This window comes from Aquamicrobium soli, from assembly GCF_042646345.1.
Lineage (GTDB): Bacteria > Pseudomonadota > Alphaproteobacteria > Rhizobiales > Rhizobiaceae > Mesorhizobium > Mesorhizobium soli_A.
On the sequence record NZ_JBHRTK010000016.1, the window covers coordinates 1 to 15,925 of the forward strand.

The 15,925-nt window shown below is 65.1% G+C and carries 15 protein-coding genes and 1 tRNA gene; 5 read left to right on the plus strand and 11 right to left on the minus strand.

Annotated elements, in window-relative coordinates:
- Nucleotides 1-166 precede the first annotated feature (166 nt).
- The 3 genes from trmFO to ACFOHJ_RS16570 all read right to left on the minus strand — a co-directional run bounded on the left by trmFO (nt 167) and on the right by ACFOHJ_RS16570 (nt 2,245).
- Complete coding sequence (trmFO, locus tag ACFOHJ_RS16560; protein ID WP_378222344.1) at nt 167-1,558, minus strand: methylenetetrahydrofolate--tRNA-(uracil(54)-C(5))-methyltransferase (FADH(2)-oxidizing) TrmFO; 1,392 nt, start codon at nt 1,556-1,558, stop codon at nt 167-169.
- A gap of 362 nt (nt 1,559-1,920) precedes the next feature.
- Nucleotides 1,921-2,061, minus strand: a complete 141-nt coding sequence (locus ACFOHJ_RS16565; protein WP_378222346.1) for a DUF1127 domain-containing protein — start codon at nt 2,059-2,061, stop codon at nt 1,921-1,923.
- 43 nt (nt 2,062-2,104) lie between these two features.
- Entirely contained in the window at nt 2,105-2,245 is a 141-nt protein-coding gene (locus ACFOHJ_RS16570) for a DUF1127 domain-containing protein (protein ID WP_378222348.1), read from the minus strand.
- Between the two features lie 246 nt (nt 2,246-2,491).
- Between ACFOHJ_RS16570 and ACFOHJ_RS16575 the strand changes: the two genes are divergently transcribed.
- Together ACFOHJ_RS16575 and ACFOHJ_RS16580 are read left to right on the plus strand one after the other, a co-directional pair.
- Complete coding sequence (locus ACFOHJ_RS16575) at nt 2,492-3,610, plus strand: DUF2157 domain-containing protein (protein ID WP_378222349.1); 1,119 nt, start codon at nt 2,492-2,494, stop codon at nt 3,608-3,610.
- Nucleotides 3,607-4,194: a GDYXXLXY domain-containing protein gene (locus ACFOHJ_RS16580; RefSeq protein WP_378222351.1), complete on the plus strand. Its 588-nt coding sequence runs from the start codon at nt 3,607-3,609 to the stop codon at nt 4,192-4,194. Before ACFOHJ_RS16575 ends, ACFOHJ_RS16580 begins: the two co-directional genes overlap by 4 nt.
- 48 nt (nt 4,195-4,242) lie before the next feature.
- Here ACFOHJ_RS16580 and ACFOHJ_RS16585 read toward each other — a convergent pair whose 3' ends face one another.
- Both ACFOHJ_RS16585 and ACFOHJ_RS16590 read right to left on the minus strand, forming a co-directional pair.
- Nucleotides 4,243-4,914, minus strand: a complete 672-nt coding sequence (locus ACFOHJ_RS16585) for a DUF1236 domain-containing protein (RefSeq protein ID WP_378222353.1) — start codon at nt 4,912-4,914, stop codon at nt 4,243-4,245.
- A 315-nt stretch (nt 4,915-5,229) separates the two neighbouring features.
- Nucleotides 5,230-5,314, minus strand: a tRNA-Leu gene (locus ACFOHJ_RS16590).
- Between the two features lie 332 nt (nt 5,315-5,646).
- Between ACFOHJ_RS16590 and tig the strand changes: the two genes are divergently transcribed.
- The 3 genes from tig to ACFOHJ_RS16605 all read left to right on the plus strand — a co-directional run bounded on the left by tig (nt 5,647) and on the right by ACFOHJ_RS16605 (nt 10,855).
- A complete protein-coding gene (tig, locus tag ACFOHJ_RS16595; RefSeq protein WP_378223042.1) occupies nt 5,647-7,137 on the plus strand; it encodes a trigger factor in 1,491 nt (496 codons plus the stop codon).
- Between the two features lie 130 nt (nt 7,138-7,267).
- A complete protein-coding gene (gene parC / locus ACFOHJ_RS16600; RefSeq protein ID WP_378222354.1) occupies nt 7,268-9,520 on the plus strand; it encodes a DNA topoisomerase IV subunit A in 2,253 nt (750 codons plus the stop codon).
- Nucleotides 9,521-9,649: 129 nt separating this feature from the next.
- Nucleotides 9,650-10,855: an AI-2E family transporter gene (locus tag ACFOHJ_RS16605; RefSeq protein ID WP_378222356.1), complete on the plus strand. Its 1,206-nt coding sequence runs from the start codon at nt 9,650-9,652 to the stop codon at nt 10,853-10,855.
- On the opposite strand, the gene ACFOHJ_RS16610 is transcribed toward ACFOHJ_RS16605, so the two are convergent.
- From ACFOHJ_RS16610 to ACFOHJ_RS16635, 6 genes are all read right to left on the minus strand, one after another.
- A complete protein-coding gene (locus tag ACFOHJ_RS16610) occupies nt 10,843-11,739 on the minus strand; it encodes a DMT family transporter (protein ID WP_378222357.1) in 897 nt (298 codons plus the stop codon). The two genes, ACFOHJ_RS16605 and ACFOHJ_RS16610, sit on opposite strands and share 13 nt — an antisense overlap.
- Nucleotides 11,740-11,799: 60 nt before the next feature.
- Nucleotides 11,800-12,555 (minus strand): arginyltransferase, encoded by a 756-nt coding sequence (locus ACFOHJ_RS16615; protein ID WP_378222359.1) that lies wholly within the window; start codon nt 12,553-12,555, stop codon nt 11,800-11,802.
- A gap of 137 nt (nt 12,556-12,692) precedes the next feature.
- Nucleotides 12,693-13,163: an RDD family protein gene (locus ACFOHJ_RS16620; RefSeq protein WP_378222361.1), complete on the minus strand. Its 471-nt coding sequence runs from the start codon at nt 13,161-13,163 to the stop codon at nt 12,693-12,695.
- 64 nt (nt 13,164-13,227) lie between these two features.
- The gene (locus ACFOHJ_RS16625) at nt 13,228-13,599 is read right to left on the minus strand and encodes a DUF423 domain-containing protein (protein ID WP_378222363.1); all 372 of its coding nucleotides are present in this window, start codon (nt 13,597-13,599) and stop codon (nt 13,228-13,230) included.
- On the minus strand, nt 13,596-14,852 hold the full coding sequence (locus ACFOHJ_RS16630) for a multidrug efflux MFS transporter (protein ID WP_378222365.1): 1,257 nt from the start codon (nt 14,850-14,852) through the stop codon (nt 13,596-13,598). Before ACFOHJ_RS16630 ends, ACFOHJ_RS16625 begins: the two co-directional genes overlap by 4 nt.
- Before the next feature lie 19 nt (nt 14,853-14,871).
- Nucleotides 14,872-15,909 carry an aldo/keto reductase gene (locus ACFOHJ_RS16635; protein ID WP_378222367.1) on the minus strand — a complete coding sequence of 346 codons (1,038 nt, stop codon included), beginning with the start codon at nt 15,907-15,909 and terminating at the stop codon, nt 14,872-14,874.
- Nucleotides 15,910-15,925 lie beyond the last annotated feature (16 nt).

Sequence of the window (15,925 nt, forward strand, 5' to 3'; positions counted from 1 at the left end):
GACATAACCCTCGCCCTGTTCTTCAACAGACACCTCATCACGAGTCCAATGTAAACACTGCCCCACAAGGGGGGATTCTGGCGCCGCGCTTCCGTTTCCCCTCCCCCTTGTGGGGAGGGTCAGGGGTGGGGGTACCGAAGCCCACGAAAGCTAATGGATTCGCGCTTTACGACTGCCCGTCGAGCCACTGCCGGCAATCGGCCAGCGCGCGGGCGGTGAGGGCTTTCTTCCGGGCCGCCGTCTTTTCCTTGCCGCGCAGGCGCTTGCCTTCTTCCTTCGGAACTTCCACCGGGGGAAACAGGCCGAAATTGACGTTCATCGGCTGGAAGGAACGCTTGCCCGGCTCGTCGTCGGAAACGATGTGGCCGCCGGTGATGTGGTTGAGCAGCGCGCCGAACGCGGTCGTGAGCGGCGGCGGCGTGAGCGCCCGGCCGAGCCGTTCGGCCGCGGCGAAGCGCCCGGCGAGAAGCCCGATCGAGGCCGATTCGACATAGCCTTCGCAGCCGGTGATCTGCCCGGCGAAGCGCAGGCCCGGCCGGCTTTTCAGTTGCAGCGAGCCGTCGAGCAGCGTCGGCGAGTTGATGTAGGTGTTGCGGTGCAGGCCGCCGAGGCGCGCGAATTCGGCGTTTTCCAGCCCGGGAATGGTACGGAAGACACGCACCTGCTCGGCATGCTTCAGCTTGGTCTGGAATCCGACCATGTTGTAGAGCGTGCCCAGCGCGTTGTCCTGTCGAAGCTGGACCACGGCATAGGCCTTGACCTGCGGGTTATGCGCATTGGTCAGGCCCATCGGCTTCAGCGGCCCGTAGCGCAGCGTCTCGGGGCCGCGTTCGGCCATCACCTCGATCGGCAGGCAGCCGTCGAAATAGGGGGTGCCTTCCCATTCCTTGAATTCGGTCTTCGGGCCGTCGAGCAGGGCCTGGATGAAGGCGGCGTACTGGTCGCGGTCCATCGGGCAGTTGATGTAGTCCTTGCCGGTGCCGCCGGGGCCGACCTTGTCGTAGCGCGACTGGAACCAGCAGGTATCCATGTCGATCGAATCGAAATGCACGATCGGGGCAATGGCGTCGAAGAAGGCGAGCGCATCGGCACCTGTGGCGTCCGCGATCGCCTGCGCCAGCGAGGGCGCCGTCAGCGGGCCGGTGGCGATGATCGCCTGGTCCCAGTCCTCCGGCGGCAGCCCGGCGACTTCCTCGCGCACGATGATGATGAGCGGATGAGCTTCCAGTTTTTCGGTGACGGCTTGCGAGAAGCCGTCGCGATCGACCGCCAGCGCGCCGCCGGCCGGCACCTGGTGCGCGTCGCCGGCCGCCATGATCAGCGAGCCGGCCATCCGCATCTCGGCGTGCAGCAGCCCGACGGCATTGGATTCGGCGTCGTCGGAGCGGAACGAGTTGGAGCAGACGAGTTCGGCCAGCCCCTGGGTCTTGTGCGCCTCGGTGCCGCGCACCGGCCGCATCTCATGCAGGATGACGGGCACGCCGGCCTGCGCGGCCTGCCATGCCGCTTCCGAACCGGCGAGGCCGCCGCCGACGATATGAATGGGTCTGGTGCTCATGATGGTGCGGGATAATCGCTTGGCCGGGGGAATGCAATCGACCCCGTTCAGGGGGCTCAAAAGACAACACCCGCCGGGGGAGGACCGGCGGGTGTCGTTTTGGGGGCCAACCTCTTTTGGGAGGAGGAGAAGGTTGGCCTATTCGCCATCGCCGGGGAGGAGGTCGGCTTTGGCGAAATTCTGCCTCGCCTTTAAGGGGGCGGGGACCCTTGGTTTCCGGCATGAGCCGGGAGGGGGAAACAACGCCCGCCGCGGGAGGAGGTGCGGCGGGCGCCGTTTAGCTGGTCAGCCTCTTGGGAGGAGGTAAAAGACTGACCGTATCCGCCAGGGTCGGGGAGGAGGTCGACCCTTGGCGAAATTCGTTAGACCGACCGGCGGGCGATGGCGGCGATTTCGCCGCGGTTGATGCCGAGGTCGGCAAGCTCGCGGTTGGAAAGGCGACCCAGCTCGTTTACCGTGTCGCGATAAGCGCGCCAGTTACGGAAGTTGCGGATCAGGTTCATCGTCGTTCTCTTTCAAAGTACGGACCCTTCGGGTCCGATTAAATCAGAGGGACTTGCGGGCCACCGAGTGGATGTCGCTGCGGCTGATGCCGAGGTCGGTGAGTTCGCGGTTCGAAAGGCGGCTCAGTTCCGTGACGGTTTCACGGTAGCGGCGCCAGTTGCGGTAGTTGCGGATCAAGTTCATGATATTGCTCGTTTCGTCTTTAGTTCGGACCATTCCGTCGCTGTGTACGAAGCCTAGATAGGCCGGCCCAAATCGATTTGGAAGAGCTATCGGTGCATAGCAGCAATGCATTTGTGCAATGCAACATGGCAAAAGTCACCCGATTTTGACACAATGTCGCCCGAGTCGGAAAATGACGCTGCGTCAAAGGGTTGTTGAAGTCGGCTAACAGCCGCAAAATGGCTGGAAGAGGGATGGGCTGGGCGCATGGCAGGTTATTCGACCCGGGTCAGGCGAGACATAGCGCGGTGGCTCGACAAGGGCCTGATCGACGCCGCGCTCGCCGAGCGGCTTGCCAGCGATGTGGATGAGAACGAGCGCCGGTCGCTGAGCTTCGGCGCCGTGCTTTCGATGATGGCGGCGCTGCTGTTCGCCGCCGCGATCCTGATCTTCGTCGCCGCCAACTGGGAAGCGATCCCGCGCCTCGGCCGGGTGGCGGGCTTGTTCGTCCTTATTCTCGGCGGCTATGTCGGCGGCGCGCTGGCCAAGGCGCGTGGCCACGGCTTCATCGGCGAGGCGCTGTGGATCGTCGCCGTGGCGGCATTCGGCGGCGCCATCGCGCTGATCGGCCAGATGTACCATCTCGCCGGCAGCGAGGCCTCGGCGCTTGTCACCTGGGGAGCCGGTACCGCGCTGGCGGCCTTGGCGCTGCGCTCCGGCCCGCTGACGGTGGCGGCCGTCGGCATCGCCGATGCGTGGCTGGTGCTGTCGCTGACCGGGAGTTTCGATATCTTCTTCCGCAGCATCCATGTTCCGTCGGCCTTCGTCGCGGCCCTGCTTGTCCTGTTCGGCCTGTCGCTCTGGACGCGCAGCCAGCCGGCGCGGCATCTCATTCTTCTTTCTTTGATCTTCTATGGCGCGGCGCTCGCAGTGGACAGGGATGCGGCAGGCCTCTCCACCCTGATGGCGGCGGTCTGCGCCGGCGTCTTCGCGGTTGCCGTGCTGGCTCCCGGGCCGGTCGACCGGATGGTCCAGGTCGGCGGACGGCTGCCGCTGCACGCGCTGATCGGGTTCCTGACCGCCATGGCCATCATCCAGATCGAGTTGGTGAACGGGCCGGGTTTTGCCGTTGCGGCCGCCGTGACACTCGCGGGCATAGCGCTTGCCATCGTTTTTGGCGGTCGCGTCAGCCGAGGGCTGCGCTGGCTCGCCTATATCGGCTTCGCGTTCGAGCTTTGCCTGATCTATGCCGTGACCATGGAGACGATGCTGGGAACGGCGGGTTTCTTCCTCGCGGCCGCCGTCACGCTGGCGATCCTCGCCTTTATAATCGTGCGCGTCGAAAAGCACATGAAGAGGTCATCCGCCGAAGGAGCCGCGCCATGATGCCCGACAAGCGGCTGATCGTCTCGGCGCTGGTGCTGGCGCTCGTCCAGATCGCTTTCCTGAGCTGGATCATCGCCGGGCGCGCGGCGATCCTGCGCAACGGCGCGGAAGTGCTGCTGAGGGTCGAGCCGGTGGACCCGCGCGACCTGCTGCGCGGCGACTATGTCTATCTGAGCTACGATATTTCGCGCATCCCGGTGCGGCTGATCGCCAACATCCCGGCCGACCGCAAAACCAGCCACGACGGCCCGCTCGTCGTGCGCTTGAAGCAGGAGGCGGACGGCTACTGGCGTCCGGCCGCAGCCTGGCTCGACAAGGCACCGGAAGCCGCGCCGCCTGGCGAAGTGGATATCGCCGGCCATATCTTCGCCGGCTGGAACCTTGGGGACGATCCGGAGGCGACGGTGTCGCCCGACTATGGCATCGAGCGCTTCTATTTGCCGGAAGGCGAGGGCGGGGTGATCGAGCGGGACATGCGGGTGCGCCCGTTCGGTATCCGCGCGGCGATCGCGAAGGACGGCACCGCCCAGATCAAGGCGCTGGTCGATGGCGACAAGACGCTGTTCGAGGAGCCGCTTTACTGACGGAAGTTCGGCCCCGCCGGCCATGGGGCAGGCGGGAGCCGGTTGCTTTTAACGCATGACGTAGACGATCTTGCGGCTGTTCGGTTCGACGAAGACCGACTGCCCGTTCACGTTGACGTAGCGGTACTGGTAGTCGGGAATCGAATGCAGTTCGACCGTCTCGGGCAGCGCCGCACCCGTCACCACCTCGCCGTCCAGATAGACCGGCGCCGGTTCATGCGTGGAGACATAGGTGCGGACCGTTTCGGGCGGCGTGATGACCGTGCCAGCCGCGCCGCCGGCTACGACGCCAGCCGCTCCGCCAACCGCGGCGCCGACAGGGCCGCCGATGATGGCGCCGGCAATGGCGCCCGTGGCACCGCCGGCAAAGGCGCCGGCATCGCCGGCCTTGACCTGCGGGGCTTCGACGACGGCAACGCCGGAATCAGCCGGCCGCTGGCTCAGCACGACCCGGGTCCCGCCGAAATCGCCGGTAACATAGTCCGAGTAGACCCAGCCCTGACCATCGGCCTCGGCGATGGTGCACCACTTGCCATTCTGCAGGCAGCCGCTGAGCGTGGCCTGCTGTCCGGCCCTGAGCACGCCGATGACCGGATACTGGGAACCGGGGCCGGCTCTGACGTTGAGGTCGGTCGTCGCGGAAACCGCTGTATCGGCGAATGCAGCACCTGTCAGTGCGACCAGCGCACCTGCCGCAGCAATAGGAACAAGGGTTTTCATTTGTTCTCTCCTTTCAGCAGGAATTGTCAGCAGAACGTTCAGCAGAACCTGTCGACGGGGTAAGAACTGGACCGGCGCCCGATGCGTTCCAAAAGAAATTAAGGTAATTTTGTGCCCGTCGATGCTTGCGAAACCGAGACGGGGACCGCTGCGAGCTACCGACAGGGCGCCCTATGGATTTCGATAGCGTAACCGAACTTTGGCGAGTTCTTGCGAACCCTTCGGTTCGAGCGGGCGACGGCCCGCCGGCCGGTCAGGCCGCCCCGTCGCAGGCGTGAGCGCAAGCGAACTGCCGTGGGACAAAGATAAGGAAACTGGTGCGGATGAGAGGACTCGAACCTCCACGCCTTTCGGCACTGGAACCTAAATCCAGGGCGTCTACCAGTTCCGCCACATCCGCGCTGCCCGCCAATCCCATGCCGCCATCTTTCTGTCAATCTCGCCATCAAAATGGCGCGTCTGCCGGGATTGCGAAGAAGGTTGAAAATTAGCCTCGCCTGTGACAAAAGGCGTGTCGAATGTGACGGGACGCGACGATCCGCTTCTGCAAGATGTGATAAGAAGTAGGAAAAACAAAGACTTATTCACATTTTGGAGCGTGTTTTGGGCAATTTGAGCCGCTGCTGCGACCGAATTTCCCGGTTCCGCGACAAAGCCACTCCCGGCAAGACATAAAAGGCATTGTACGGCGCGACCGTATAGCGCCTCATTGGCGAAGACAAAGGTTTGATGATGCAGGTCACCGAAACGCTCAACTCCGGCCTCAAGCGCGAGATCAAGGTCGTCGTGCCGGCCAGCGACATGGAAGCCAAGCTGGTAGCGCGGCTTTCGGATGCGCAGGGCAAGGCCCGCATCAACGGCTTCCGCCCCGGCAAGGTGCCGATGCAGCATCTGCGCAAGATGTACGGCAAGTCGTTCATGGCCGAAGTGGTCAACGAAATCCTCAACGACAGCCGCACCATCATCACCGGCCGCGGCGAGAAGGCGGCCATGCAGCCCGAGGTCATCATGACCGAGGACGAGAAGGAAGCCGAGAAGATCCTCGCCGGCGGCGTCGATTTCGAGTTCAAGCTGAACTACGAGGTCATCCCGGCCATCGAGATCAAGGAATTCTCCGACATCAAGGTCGAGCGTCCCGTCTACGACGTGCCGGAAAGCGAGATCGACGAGCAGGTCAAGCGCGTCGCCGAATCCACGCGCTCCTATGAGCCGAAGGACGGCAAGGCCGCCGACGGCGACCGCGTCACTATCGACTATGTCGGCAAGATCGACGGCGAGGCCTTTGCCGGCGGCGCCGGCACCGACCAGCCGCTGGTGCTGGGCTCCAAGGAATTCATCCCCGGCTTCGAGGACCAGCTGGTCGGCACCAAGGCCGGCGACGAGAAGCTGGTCACCGTGACCTTCCCGGAAAACTACCAGGCCGAGCACCTGGCCGGCAAGGAAGCGACCTTCGACGTCACCGTGAAGGGCGTCGAGAAGCCCGGTCCGCTGGAGATCAACGACGAAACCGCCAAGAGCCTCGGCCTCGAATCGCTGGACAAGCTGCGCGAGATCGTGCGCGGCCAGCTCGAGAACCAGTTCGGCTCGGTGACGCGCCAGAAGGTCAAGCGCCAGCTGCTCGACCAGCTGGACAGCGCCTATTCCTTCGAAGCGCCGTCGAAGCTGGTCGACGCCGAGTTCAACAACATCTGGGCGCAGGTCAACCGCGACCTGGAAGCGGCCGGTCGCACTTTCGCCGACGAGGACACCACCGAGGAAGAGGCCCGCGCCGAATATCTGCGCCTGGCCGAGCGCCGCGTGCGCCTTGGCTTGGTTCTGGCCGAGATTGGTGAGAAGGCGGCCGTCACCGTCACCGACGAGGAACTGCAGCGCGGCCTGTTCGAGCAGGTGCGCCGCTTCCCGCCGGAGCAGCAGCAGCAGGTGTTCGAGTTCTACCGCAGCAACCCGGAGGCCGTGAACACGCTTCGCGCGCCGATGTTCGAGGAGAAGGTCGTCGACCATCTGCTCGGCCAGGTTTCCGTCACCGACAAGAAGGTGTCGAAGGAAGAACTGATGGCCGACGACGAGGAAGCCGAAACCAAGGCCAAGCCGGCGAAGAAGGCGACCTCCAAGAAGGCCGCCGCCAAGGCGGATGAGGCAAAGGCGGACGACGCCGCCGGCGCCGACGAGCCGAAGAAGAAGGCCGCGCCCAAGAAGAAGGCCGCCGCCAAGGACGCCGAATAAGCCGTTGCGGCGATTGCAGCCGTTCAAGCCAGAACCCCGCCCATGCCGGCGGGGTTTTGTTTTGTGCTTGTCTCCGCGCATTTTTGCCTTCGCCCTTGCCGCGAATCAGCCGCTCGGCTAGGTCAACCCCATGGGAAAGAGCCTTGTGCCGCCGGGGGGTGGCGATGACGACAATATCGAGCCGGTAGATCTGAAGAAGGCGCTGGAAGAGCGCTATCTGGCTTACGCGCTATCCACGATCATGAACCGCGCCTTGCCCGACGTTCGCGACGGGCTGAAGCCGGTACATCGCCGCATCGTCCATGCCATGCGCCTGCTCAGGCTCAACCCGGACCAGGGTTTCGCCAAATGCGCGCGCATCGTCGGCGAGGTGATGGGCAAGTTCCATCCGCACGGCGACCAGTCGATCTATGACGCGCTGGTGCGCCTGGCGCAGGATTTTTCCGTTCGCTACCCGCTGGTCGACGGGCAGGGCAATTTCGGCAACATCGACGGCGATAACGCCGCCGCCATGCGCTACACCGAAGCGCGCATGACGGATGTGTCGGTGCTGCTGCTCGAAGGCATCACCGAGGACGCCGTCGACTTCCGCCCGACCTACAACGAGGAGGACGAGGAGCCGTCGGTCCTTCCCGGCGCTTTCCCGAACCTGCTCGCCAACGGCTCCTCCGGCATCGCTGTCGGCATGGCGACCTCGATCCCGCCGCATAACGCGGCCGAATTGTGCGACGCCGCCCTACACCTCATCGAAAACCCCGGCGCGACGGTCGCCAGGCTGGTGGAATTCGTGCAGGGGCCGGACTTCCCGACCGGCGGCATCATCGTCGATAGCCGCGCTTCCATCCTGGAGGCCTACGAGACGGGGCGCGGATCCTTCCGCGTGCGCGCCAAGTGGCATCAGGAGGATCAGGGCCGGGGCACCTGGCACCTCGTCGTCACCGAGATTCCCTATGGCGTGCAGAAGGCCCGGCTGATCGAGAAGACAGCCGAACTCCTGATGGCGCGCAAGCTGCCGCTGCTGGAGGACATCCGCGACGAGAGTGCGGAAGACATCCGCATCGTGCTGGTGCCGAAAAGCCGCTCCGTCGATCCTGGCCTGCTGATGGAATCGCTGTTCAAGCTGACCGAGCTCGAAAGCCGCTTCCCGCTCAACATGAACGTGCTGTCGCGCGGCAAGGTGCCGAACGTGCTGTCGTTGAAGGACGTCCTGCGCGAATGGCTGGAGCACCGGCGCGAGGTGCTGGTGCGCCGTTCCCGCCATCGGCTCGGCGAGATCGAGCGGCGGCTGGAAATCCTCGGCGGCTACCTCATCGCCTATCTCAACATCGACGAGGTGATCCGCATCATCCGCGAGGAGGACGAGCCCAAGCAGGTCATGATGGCCCGCTGGGACCTGACCGACACGCAGGCGGAAGCCATCCTCAACATGCGGTTGCGCGCCCTGCGCAAGCTGGAGGAATTCGAGATCCGCAAGGAGTTCGACGGCCTCTCGGCGGAAAAGAGCCAAATCGAGGCGTTGCTTGCTTCCGAAGCGAAGCAATGGGCGACGATCAAGTGGGAGATCGGCAAGGTTCGCGAGGAATACGGCCCGGAAACCGACATCGGCCGGCGCCGCACCGAGTTCGCCGACGCGCCGGAAGTCGACCTGGACGACATCGCCCAGGCGATGATCGAGCGCGAGCCGGTGACCATCGTGGTGTCCGAGAAGGGCTGGCTGCGGGCCCTGAAGGGCCACCTTTCCGACACGTCCGCGCTTTCCTTCAAGGAGGGCGACGCGCTCAAGCTCGCCTTCCATGCGCAGACCACCGACAAGCTGCTGTTGTTCACCACCGGCGGCAAGTTCTACACCATTGGCGCCGACCGCCTGCCGGGCGGGCGCGGCCATGGCGAGCCGGTGCGCATCATCGTCGACATGGAGAACGACCAGGACATTGTCACGGCCTTCGTCCACGACGCGGGCCGCAAGCTGCTGCTGGTCTCGCACCAGGGCAACGGCTTCGTCGTGCCGGAGACCGAGGTAGTGGCCAACACCCGCAAGGGGCGCCAGGTGATGAACGTGAAGACCCCGGACGAGGCCAGGATGTGTCTGCCGGTCGAGGGCGACCACGTGGCGATCGTCGGCGAGAACCGCAAGATGCTGGTCTTCCCGCTCTCCGAAATCCCCGAAATGACGCGCGGCAAGGGCGTGCGCCTACAGAAATACAAGGACGGCGGCGTTCTCGACCTGAAGACCTTCGCGCTGGAAAGCGGCCTGTCCTGGCAGGATTCGGCCGACCGCACCTTCGTCAGGACCCGCGAAGAACTGCTCGAATGGATCGGCAATCGCGCCGCCGCCGGCCGCATGGTGCCGAAGGGCTTTCCGCGCACCGGCAAGTTCGGTTGAGCGGTGATCCGGCGCGGGCCGGCCCGCAACGATGCCGCCGGCAAATGGCCGGTTGGCAGGCAGCCACGTTTACTGCACTATTTGCGCCGATAGTCGGGCTTGGCGAAACCAGAAAGAGGCGCAGGTCATTTGAAGCAGAATGAGTTCAAACGACCGGTCAAGCCGCTGCGCCTGATGGGGGCGGCGGTGCCGCTCCGCTCGGCAGTCGTGCCGCCGATCTCGGCGGCGCGCTGGCTGCTGCTCCTGGTCTTCGCCGCCGGCGTCTATTTTTTCCACGGCTTCCTGGTACCGGTTCTGGCGGCGCTGGTCATCGCCTTTGCCAGCTGGCCGCTTTATCGCCGGCTGCTCAGCGCCATCGGCGGCAGCCGCACCATCGGGGCGACGCTGGCCATCCTGTTCATCCTGGCGTTCCTGGTGGTGCCGATCTCGTTTGCCGCCAGCTATACCGTCAACGAGAGCCGCGAATGGGTGGCTTGGCTGATAAAGGCCAACCATGAGGGTGCGTCGACGCCGGAATGGATCGCCGCCCTGCCGGTCATCGGCGCCTGGCTCAACGAGCAGTGGGAGAGGGCCTTCGGCCACCCCGGCGGTATCGGCGAACTCATTCAACTGGTCAGTGGTTCCAATATCGGCAGCATCTACCGCGGCGCGCTGACGGCCGGCGGCAAGGCCTTCAGCCTGCTGCTGACGCTGCTGTTCATGCTGATCGCGCTGTTCTTCGTCTATCGCAACGGCGAGGAATTCGCCGCCCAGGTCGACCGGCTCGGCGAGCGCATCCTGCCGACGCGCTGGGAGCGCTTTTCGCGCGTCGTCCCGGCAACGATCTCCTCGACCGTCACCGGCATGACCATCATCGCCATCGGCGAGGGCGTCGTGCTCGGCATCGCCTACTGGCTGGCCGGCGTGCCTTCGCCGGTGACGCTGGGCGTGCTCACCGGCCTGATGGCGCTCATTCCCGGCGGCGCGCCGCTGTCGTTCACGCTGGTGTCGATCTACCTGGTTTCCAGCGGCTCGGTGCTGGCGGGTGCCGCGCTGTTTTCATGGGGAACGGTCGAGCTTTTCATCGTCGACAAGACGCTGCGGCCAAAACTGGTCGGCGGCCCGATCAAGCTGCCGTTCCTGCCGACCTTTTTCGGCCTGGTCGGCGGCGTCAAGACGATGGGTTTCCTCGGCCTGTTCATCGGCCCGGTGCTGATGGCGCTGCTGGTGGCGATCTGGCGCGAATGGCTGCACGAGGCGGAGGAAGCCGCCGACGCCCCGGTCGCGGACGCGCCCGGCGCCATGGAGATCGAGGCGGTCGTCGAGCCCGCCAAGGACCTCAGTCAGGCCGGATGACGAACCGCGCGCGCCATGCGGCGCTTGCGGCCCTGGTGCAGTTGCCACACCGAGTGGAAAACCAGCGCGGTGATCAGGATCACGCCGCCGATCAGGCTGTTGCGCGACGGCACTTCTGAAAAGATCATCCACACCCACACCGGCGCCAGCACCGTTTCCAGCAGGTAGAACATGGCGACCTCGGCTCCCGAGATGTATTTCGGGCCGTTGGCGAGGCAGAAGAACGAAATCGGCATGATGACGGCGCCGTTGAAGAGGATCCACCACGGCGCTTCGACCTGGAACCCGCCCTTGGACACCATGAAGGCCGCGACCATGCAGGGCAGGATGACGCCGACCAGGGCGGTAAAGCCCATGTCCTTGCCGCTGGAGCGCGAAATGGTGATGGCGCAGGCGATGAAGAAGGCCGAGCACAGGCCCATCAGGTCGCCGAACAGGTGTCCGGTGCCGAGCGAACTGCCGACGATGATCAGCACGCCCACGATCATCACCGCCATGGTGACGAGGGTTACGGTCTGCGGCCGCTCTTTCAGGAAAATCCAGGAAAGCGCCGCCGCGAAAACGGTGTTGAAGGCTAGGATGAAGACCAGATTGGCCGTCGAGGTGTTGAAGACGCCGGTGACGAAGGTGATGGAGCCTATCCCGTACAGCGCCGCCACGATGAGGCCGGTCCGGCCGGGAACGAGCTGCGGCGCCTTCGGCGAGAACGAACGCCATATCGCCCAGACGACCAGCGCCGACAGGAAGGTCATGCCCGTCCTCAGCAGGAGAATGGTCCACGGTTCGCCGTTGGCGAGGCGGATCAGCGGGATGTCGATGGTCAGCGCCATGCCGCCCAAGGCGGTCAGCAGCAGCCCCTTCTTGTAGTTGTTCTCAGCGGACACGGCGAAACACAGCCTCCGTTGCAAGGTTCAACGGCAGCGTATGAGGTACGGGCCGATTATTCAGGGTTCGCCTGTGTATCGCTCCCAGCCCTTTGGGCCAAGGTGCTCCTGCGGCATGAAGCGTATCTTATAGTCCATCTTGCGCGAGCCATTGACCCAGTAGCCGAGATAGACATGGGGCAACCCCAACGCCCGGGTGCGCTCGATGTGGTCGAGGATCATGAAGGTGCCGAGCGACCGGTCGGCGAGATCGGGATCGAAATAGGAATAGACCATGGACAGGCCGTCGGCCATGCGGTCGGTCAGCGCCACCGCGATCAGTTCGCCCTGTCCCTTTCCGGTGATGAACGTGTCGGGCCCGCGCCGCCGGTACTCGATCACCTTGGTGTCGACATGGGTGTCCTCGACCATCATGGCGTAGTCGAGCACGGTCATGTCCGACATGCCGCCGCGCCGGTGGCGGGCATCGAGATAGGCGCGAAACAGCGAATACTGCTCGGTCGAGGGCTCGGCGTCGTGCATGGTGCCGATAAGGTCGCTATTGTGCTGCATGACGCGCCGCATGTTGCGGCTGGGGGCGAATTCCTGCGCCAGGATGCGCACGGAGACGCAGGCGCGGCAGGTTTCGCAAGCCGGCCGGTAGGCGATGTTCTGCGAACGGCGGAAACCGCCCTGCGTCAGCAGGTCGTTCATCTCCGGCGCCTTGTCGCCGACGAGATGCGTGAACACCTTGCGCTCGAACTGGCCGTCGAGATACGGGCACGGCGACGGTGCTGTCAGGAAGAACTGCGGCGACTGGGTCGGGTGCTGCGTCATCGAAACCGGAAGCGACTCCTGCGAATCGACATACCTTTGGACCCGGCGGCCAAAATTTCAACAGGATTGTGAAGGGAGCGGCGCCGGGACGCCGTCATTTTGCGCCGAATTGCCGAATGGCGCGGCGAAAGGCGTAGTCAGCGATAGCTGCGCCTCACCACCGTGCCGAGCAGAAGGTCGTGCAGCGTGCGCTTGCGGTCGGCAAACAGCGACACCAGCAGCACGAGCGGCGTCAGGATGACGTTGCCGGCCCAGAAAAGCACGGAATGCACCACCGCCAGCACGCCGTCGACCGGCCTGCCGTCCAGCCGTTCCAGCCGAACCCCCAGCAGCTTCATGCCGATGGTCGCCTGGTCGGAACTGCCCAGCGTGAACCAGACATAGGTGAGCGCCACGACAGGCACGAGCACGGAAAACAGCACCCAGCCGAGGCCGAGCGTCAGCAGGCCGAGCAGGAAGACCAGGATGGCGACCGGAATGGTGAGCAGCGCCACGATCAGGTAGTCGATGACGACGGCGACGATACGCCTCGTGCGCACCCCTTCGTAGAGGCGGGCATCGTCGAGACCGGTGGTCAGGATTTCGCCGTCGAGAACACGTGTGTTCATTCTATTCCTCGTTGCAGGCCGGTGATCGGCCTTTCCCGCTCAAATGGGGAGCGTGGAAGCGAAATCAAGAATTTCGGCGCGGCCGTGCCAAGGCGGAGGCGGCGATGCAAAGCCAGCCCGCCATCAGCAGCGTCCCGCCGGTCGGGGCCGCGAAAGGGAAGAGCCGGAAGCCGAGAACGTCGCGGGCAAGAAGGTCGCCGCTGAAGACGACGAGCCCGGCAAGAAGCGCGAAGCTGCCGCCTCTGAGCAGGCGGTTGCCGCCAAGAAGGCCGACGGCGACGAACAGCGGCGCGTGCATGAGCAGGAACGAGGCCGCGGTCGCGGTGAAGGTGCCGCCGCGGTGCGCTGCCGCCGCCGAAAGCGCGACGCCGAAGACGCCGCACAGACCGCCGGCGAGGACGAGGATACGGTCGAGGGGATTGTCGTTGGAAGTCATCGGGATTGTCCTTGCGGCAGCGTTCGTGCGCGCCGTTGCTGGGTAAGCCAGTTGTAGGCGGCGCCCAGCGCCATCAGCGCCGAGGTGAACAGGAATACGGCCGGCATGCCGAAGTGCCCGCCGACGAAGCCGCCGGCGAGCGGACCGGCGACCTGGCCGACATATTGCGCCGAAATCGACAGGCCGAGCACGTTGCCGCCGACGGCGTCGGGCACGTTGTGGCGGATCACGGTGGTGATGCAGGGCAGGAGCCCGCCGAGCGCCAGCCCCATCAGGAAGCGCAGGGCCACCAACTGCCAGCTCTGGCTGACGAAAGCCTGCGGGATGAGCAGAAGCGCGGAAACCGCGAGCGCGCCGGTAATCACGTTCCAGTGGCCGATGCGGTCGGCAAGCTTGCCGAGGCGCGAGGCCGACAGGATCGAGCCGAGGGCGGCCGCCGACATGACGATGCCGGAGACCAGCGTAACGCTTTCCTGCCGCTCAATCAGTTGCCCGACATAAACGGTCAGGATCGGTTCGATCGACATGGTGGCGAACATGAGCAGCGTGCCGGTAAACAGCATGGCGGCGACAGGGCCCTTGTCGGGAATGCGCGCCCAGGCGCCGCTTTGCCGCTTGGCCTTGGCGTCGCCGGCAGCCGCAGGGCGGCGCTGCGGGTCTTCCTTGATGAACAGGGTGGTGGCGAGGAACGACAGGAAAATGACGCCGCCGGCCAGGAAGAAGGTGTTGCGGATGCCGATCAGCGGCGGCAGCGCGCCGCCGACCAGCGGCCCGACCAGATTGCCGGCCATGATGCCGGCGGCGAGCGTGCCCAGCGCCCAGCCGGAGCGGTTCTTCGGCGTCTGCATGGCGACCAGGATGGTGGAGCCGGACGAATAGCCGCCGGCAAGGCCGATCAGCACGCGCAGAAGCACCAGTTGCCAGATGTCCTGCACCATGCCGGTCAGCGACATCGCCACCGCCATGCCGAAGCTGGCGCGCACTAGCATCAGCTTGCGGCCGTAGCGGTCGCCGAGCCGTCCCCACAGCGGCGCCACCAGCGCGGCGGCGAAGAAGGTGGCGCCATAGGCGATGCCCGACCATTGCACGATCGCCGCATGGCCGCTGACGCCCAGTTCCTCGACATAGAGCGGCAGGAACGGCAACAACAGCGTCATCGCCACGATGGTGGTGAACGAACCGACCAGGCTGACGGCGAGGTTGCGCCGCCAGTAGGGATTTCCCGCTTCGCTGTCGTCCTGCGTCGCCGTCACGGGCAGCGCCTCGACGGCGTCATGAGCGGTCGAGCACGAGATCGGCGGGGCCGAAGCTGCGCTTCGCGGTCGCCTGCTGGTGCCAGTAGGGATAGAGCACCGGCGGCTTGCTGACGGTGTCGAGCCGCGTCCGCTCTTCCAGCGACAGCGTCAGGTTGGCGGCGGCGATGTTGTCCTTGAACTGCGCCTCGTTGCGGCCGCCGATGACCAGCGAGGCGACCGCCGGGCGGCCGAGCAGCCAGGCGAGCCCCACCTGCGCGGCCGAGACGCCGCGTTCCTTGCCGATTTCCACCAGCGTGTCGACGATGCGCCACAGCCGGTCCTCGTCTCGGATCGGCGGTTCCGACCAGCCGGCAAGCTGGCGCGCGGTGGCCTTGTCGCGGGTGTACTTGCCGGAAAGCAGGCCGCCGGCGAGCGGGCTCCACACCAGCACGCCAAGCCCCTGGTCGACGGAGATCGGCAGAAGCTCGTATTCGGCCTCGCGCGCCTCCAGCGTGTAATGGATCTGCTGGGTGACGAAGCGCGGATAGTGCTCGCGCTCGGCGATGCCCAGCGCCTTCATGATGTGCCAGCCCGAATAGTTGGAGCAGCCGACATAGCGCACCTTGCCTTGCCGCACGAGCATTTCCAGCGCCGACAGCGTTTCCTCGAGCGGGGTTATGCCGTCCCACTCATGCATGAAGTAGATGTCGATGACGTCGGTCTTGAGCCGCTTCAGGCTCTTCTCGCATTCGCGGATCAGGTGGTAGCGCGACAGGCCCTCGTCATTGGGGCCGGTGCCGATCTTCATGCGCGCCTTGGTGGCGATCAGCACGTCGTTCTTGCGCTTGCCGCCGAGCGCCTCGCCGACGATCTCCTCCGAGCGGCCGGCCGAATACATGTTGGCGGTGTCGATGAGGTTGATGCCGGCATCGAGGCACAGGTCGATCTGCCGTCGCGCCTCGGCGAGATCGGTGTTGCCGACCTTGGCGAAAGCGCCCTGACCGCCGAAGGTCATGGTCCCCATGGTCAGCGTGGAAATCTTCAGGCCGGAGCGGCCAAGGGTACGATATTCCATTTGCGGGTCCTCGCGA

Coding starts and splice junctions, on each gene's coding strand:
- trmFO (WP_378222344.1), bottom strand. CDS start 1,558: ATGAGCACCAGACCCATTCATATCGTCGGCGGCGGCCTCGCCGGTTCG.
- ACFOHJ_RS16565 (WP_378222346.1), bottom strand. CDS start 2,061: ATGAACCTGATCCGCAACTTCCGTAACTGGCGCGCTTATCGCGACACG.
- ACFOHJ_RS16570 (WP_378222348.1), bottom strand. CDS start 2,245: ATGAACTTGATCCGCAACTACCGCAACTGGCGCCGCTACCGTGAAACC.
- ACFOHJ_RS16575 (WP_378222349.1), top strand. CDS start 2,492: ATGGCAGGTTATTCGACCCGGGTCAGGCGAGACATAGCGCGGTGGCTC.
- ACFOHJ_RS16580 (WP_378222351.1), top strand. CDS start 3,607: ATGATGCCCGACAAGCGGCTGATCGTCTCGGCGCTGGTGCTGGCGCTC.
- ACFOHJ_RS16585 (WP_378222353.1), bottom strand. CDS start 4,914: ATGAAAACCCTTGTTCCTATTGCTGCGGCAGGTGCGCTGGTCGCACTG.
- tig (WP_378223042.1), top strand. CDS start 5,647: ATGCAGGTCACCGAAACGCTCAACTCCGGCCTCAAGCGCGAGATCAAG.
- parC (WP_378222354.1), top strand. CDS start 7,268: ATGGGAAAGAGCCTTGTGCCGCCGGGGGGTGGCGATGACGACAATATC.
- ACFOHJ_RS16615 (WP_378222359.1), bottom strand. CDS start 12,555: ATGACGCAGCACCCGACCCAGTCGCCGCAGTTCTTCCTGACAGCACCG.
- ACFOHJ_RS16620 (WP_378222361.1), bottom strand. CDS start 13,163: ATGAACACACGTGTTCTCGACGGCGAAATCCTGACCACCGGTCTCGAC.
- ACFOHJ_RS16625 (WP_378222363.1), bottom strand. CDS start 13,599: ATGACTTCCAACGACAATCCCCTCGACCGTATCCTCGTCCTCGCCGGC.
- ACFOHJ_RS16635 (WP_378222367.1), bottom strand. CDS start 15,909: ATGGAATATCGTACCCTTGGCCGCTCCGGCCTGAAGATTTCCACGCTG.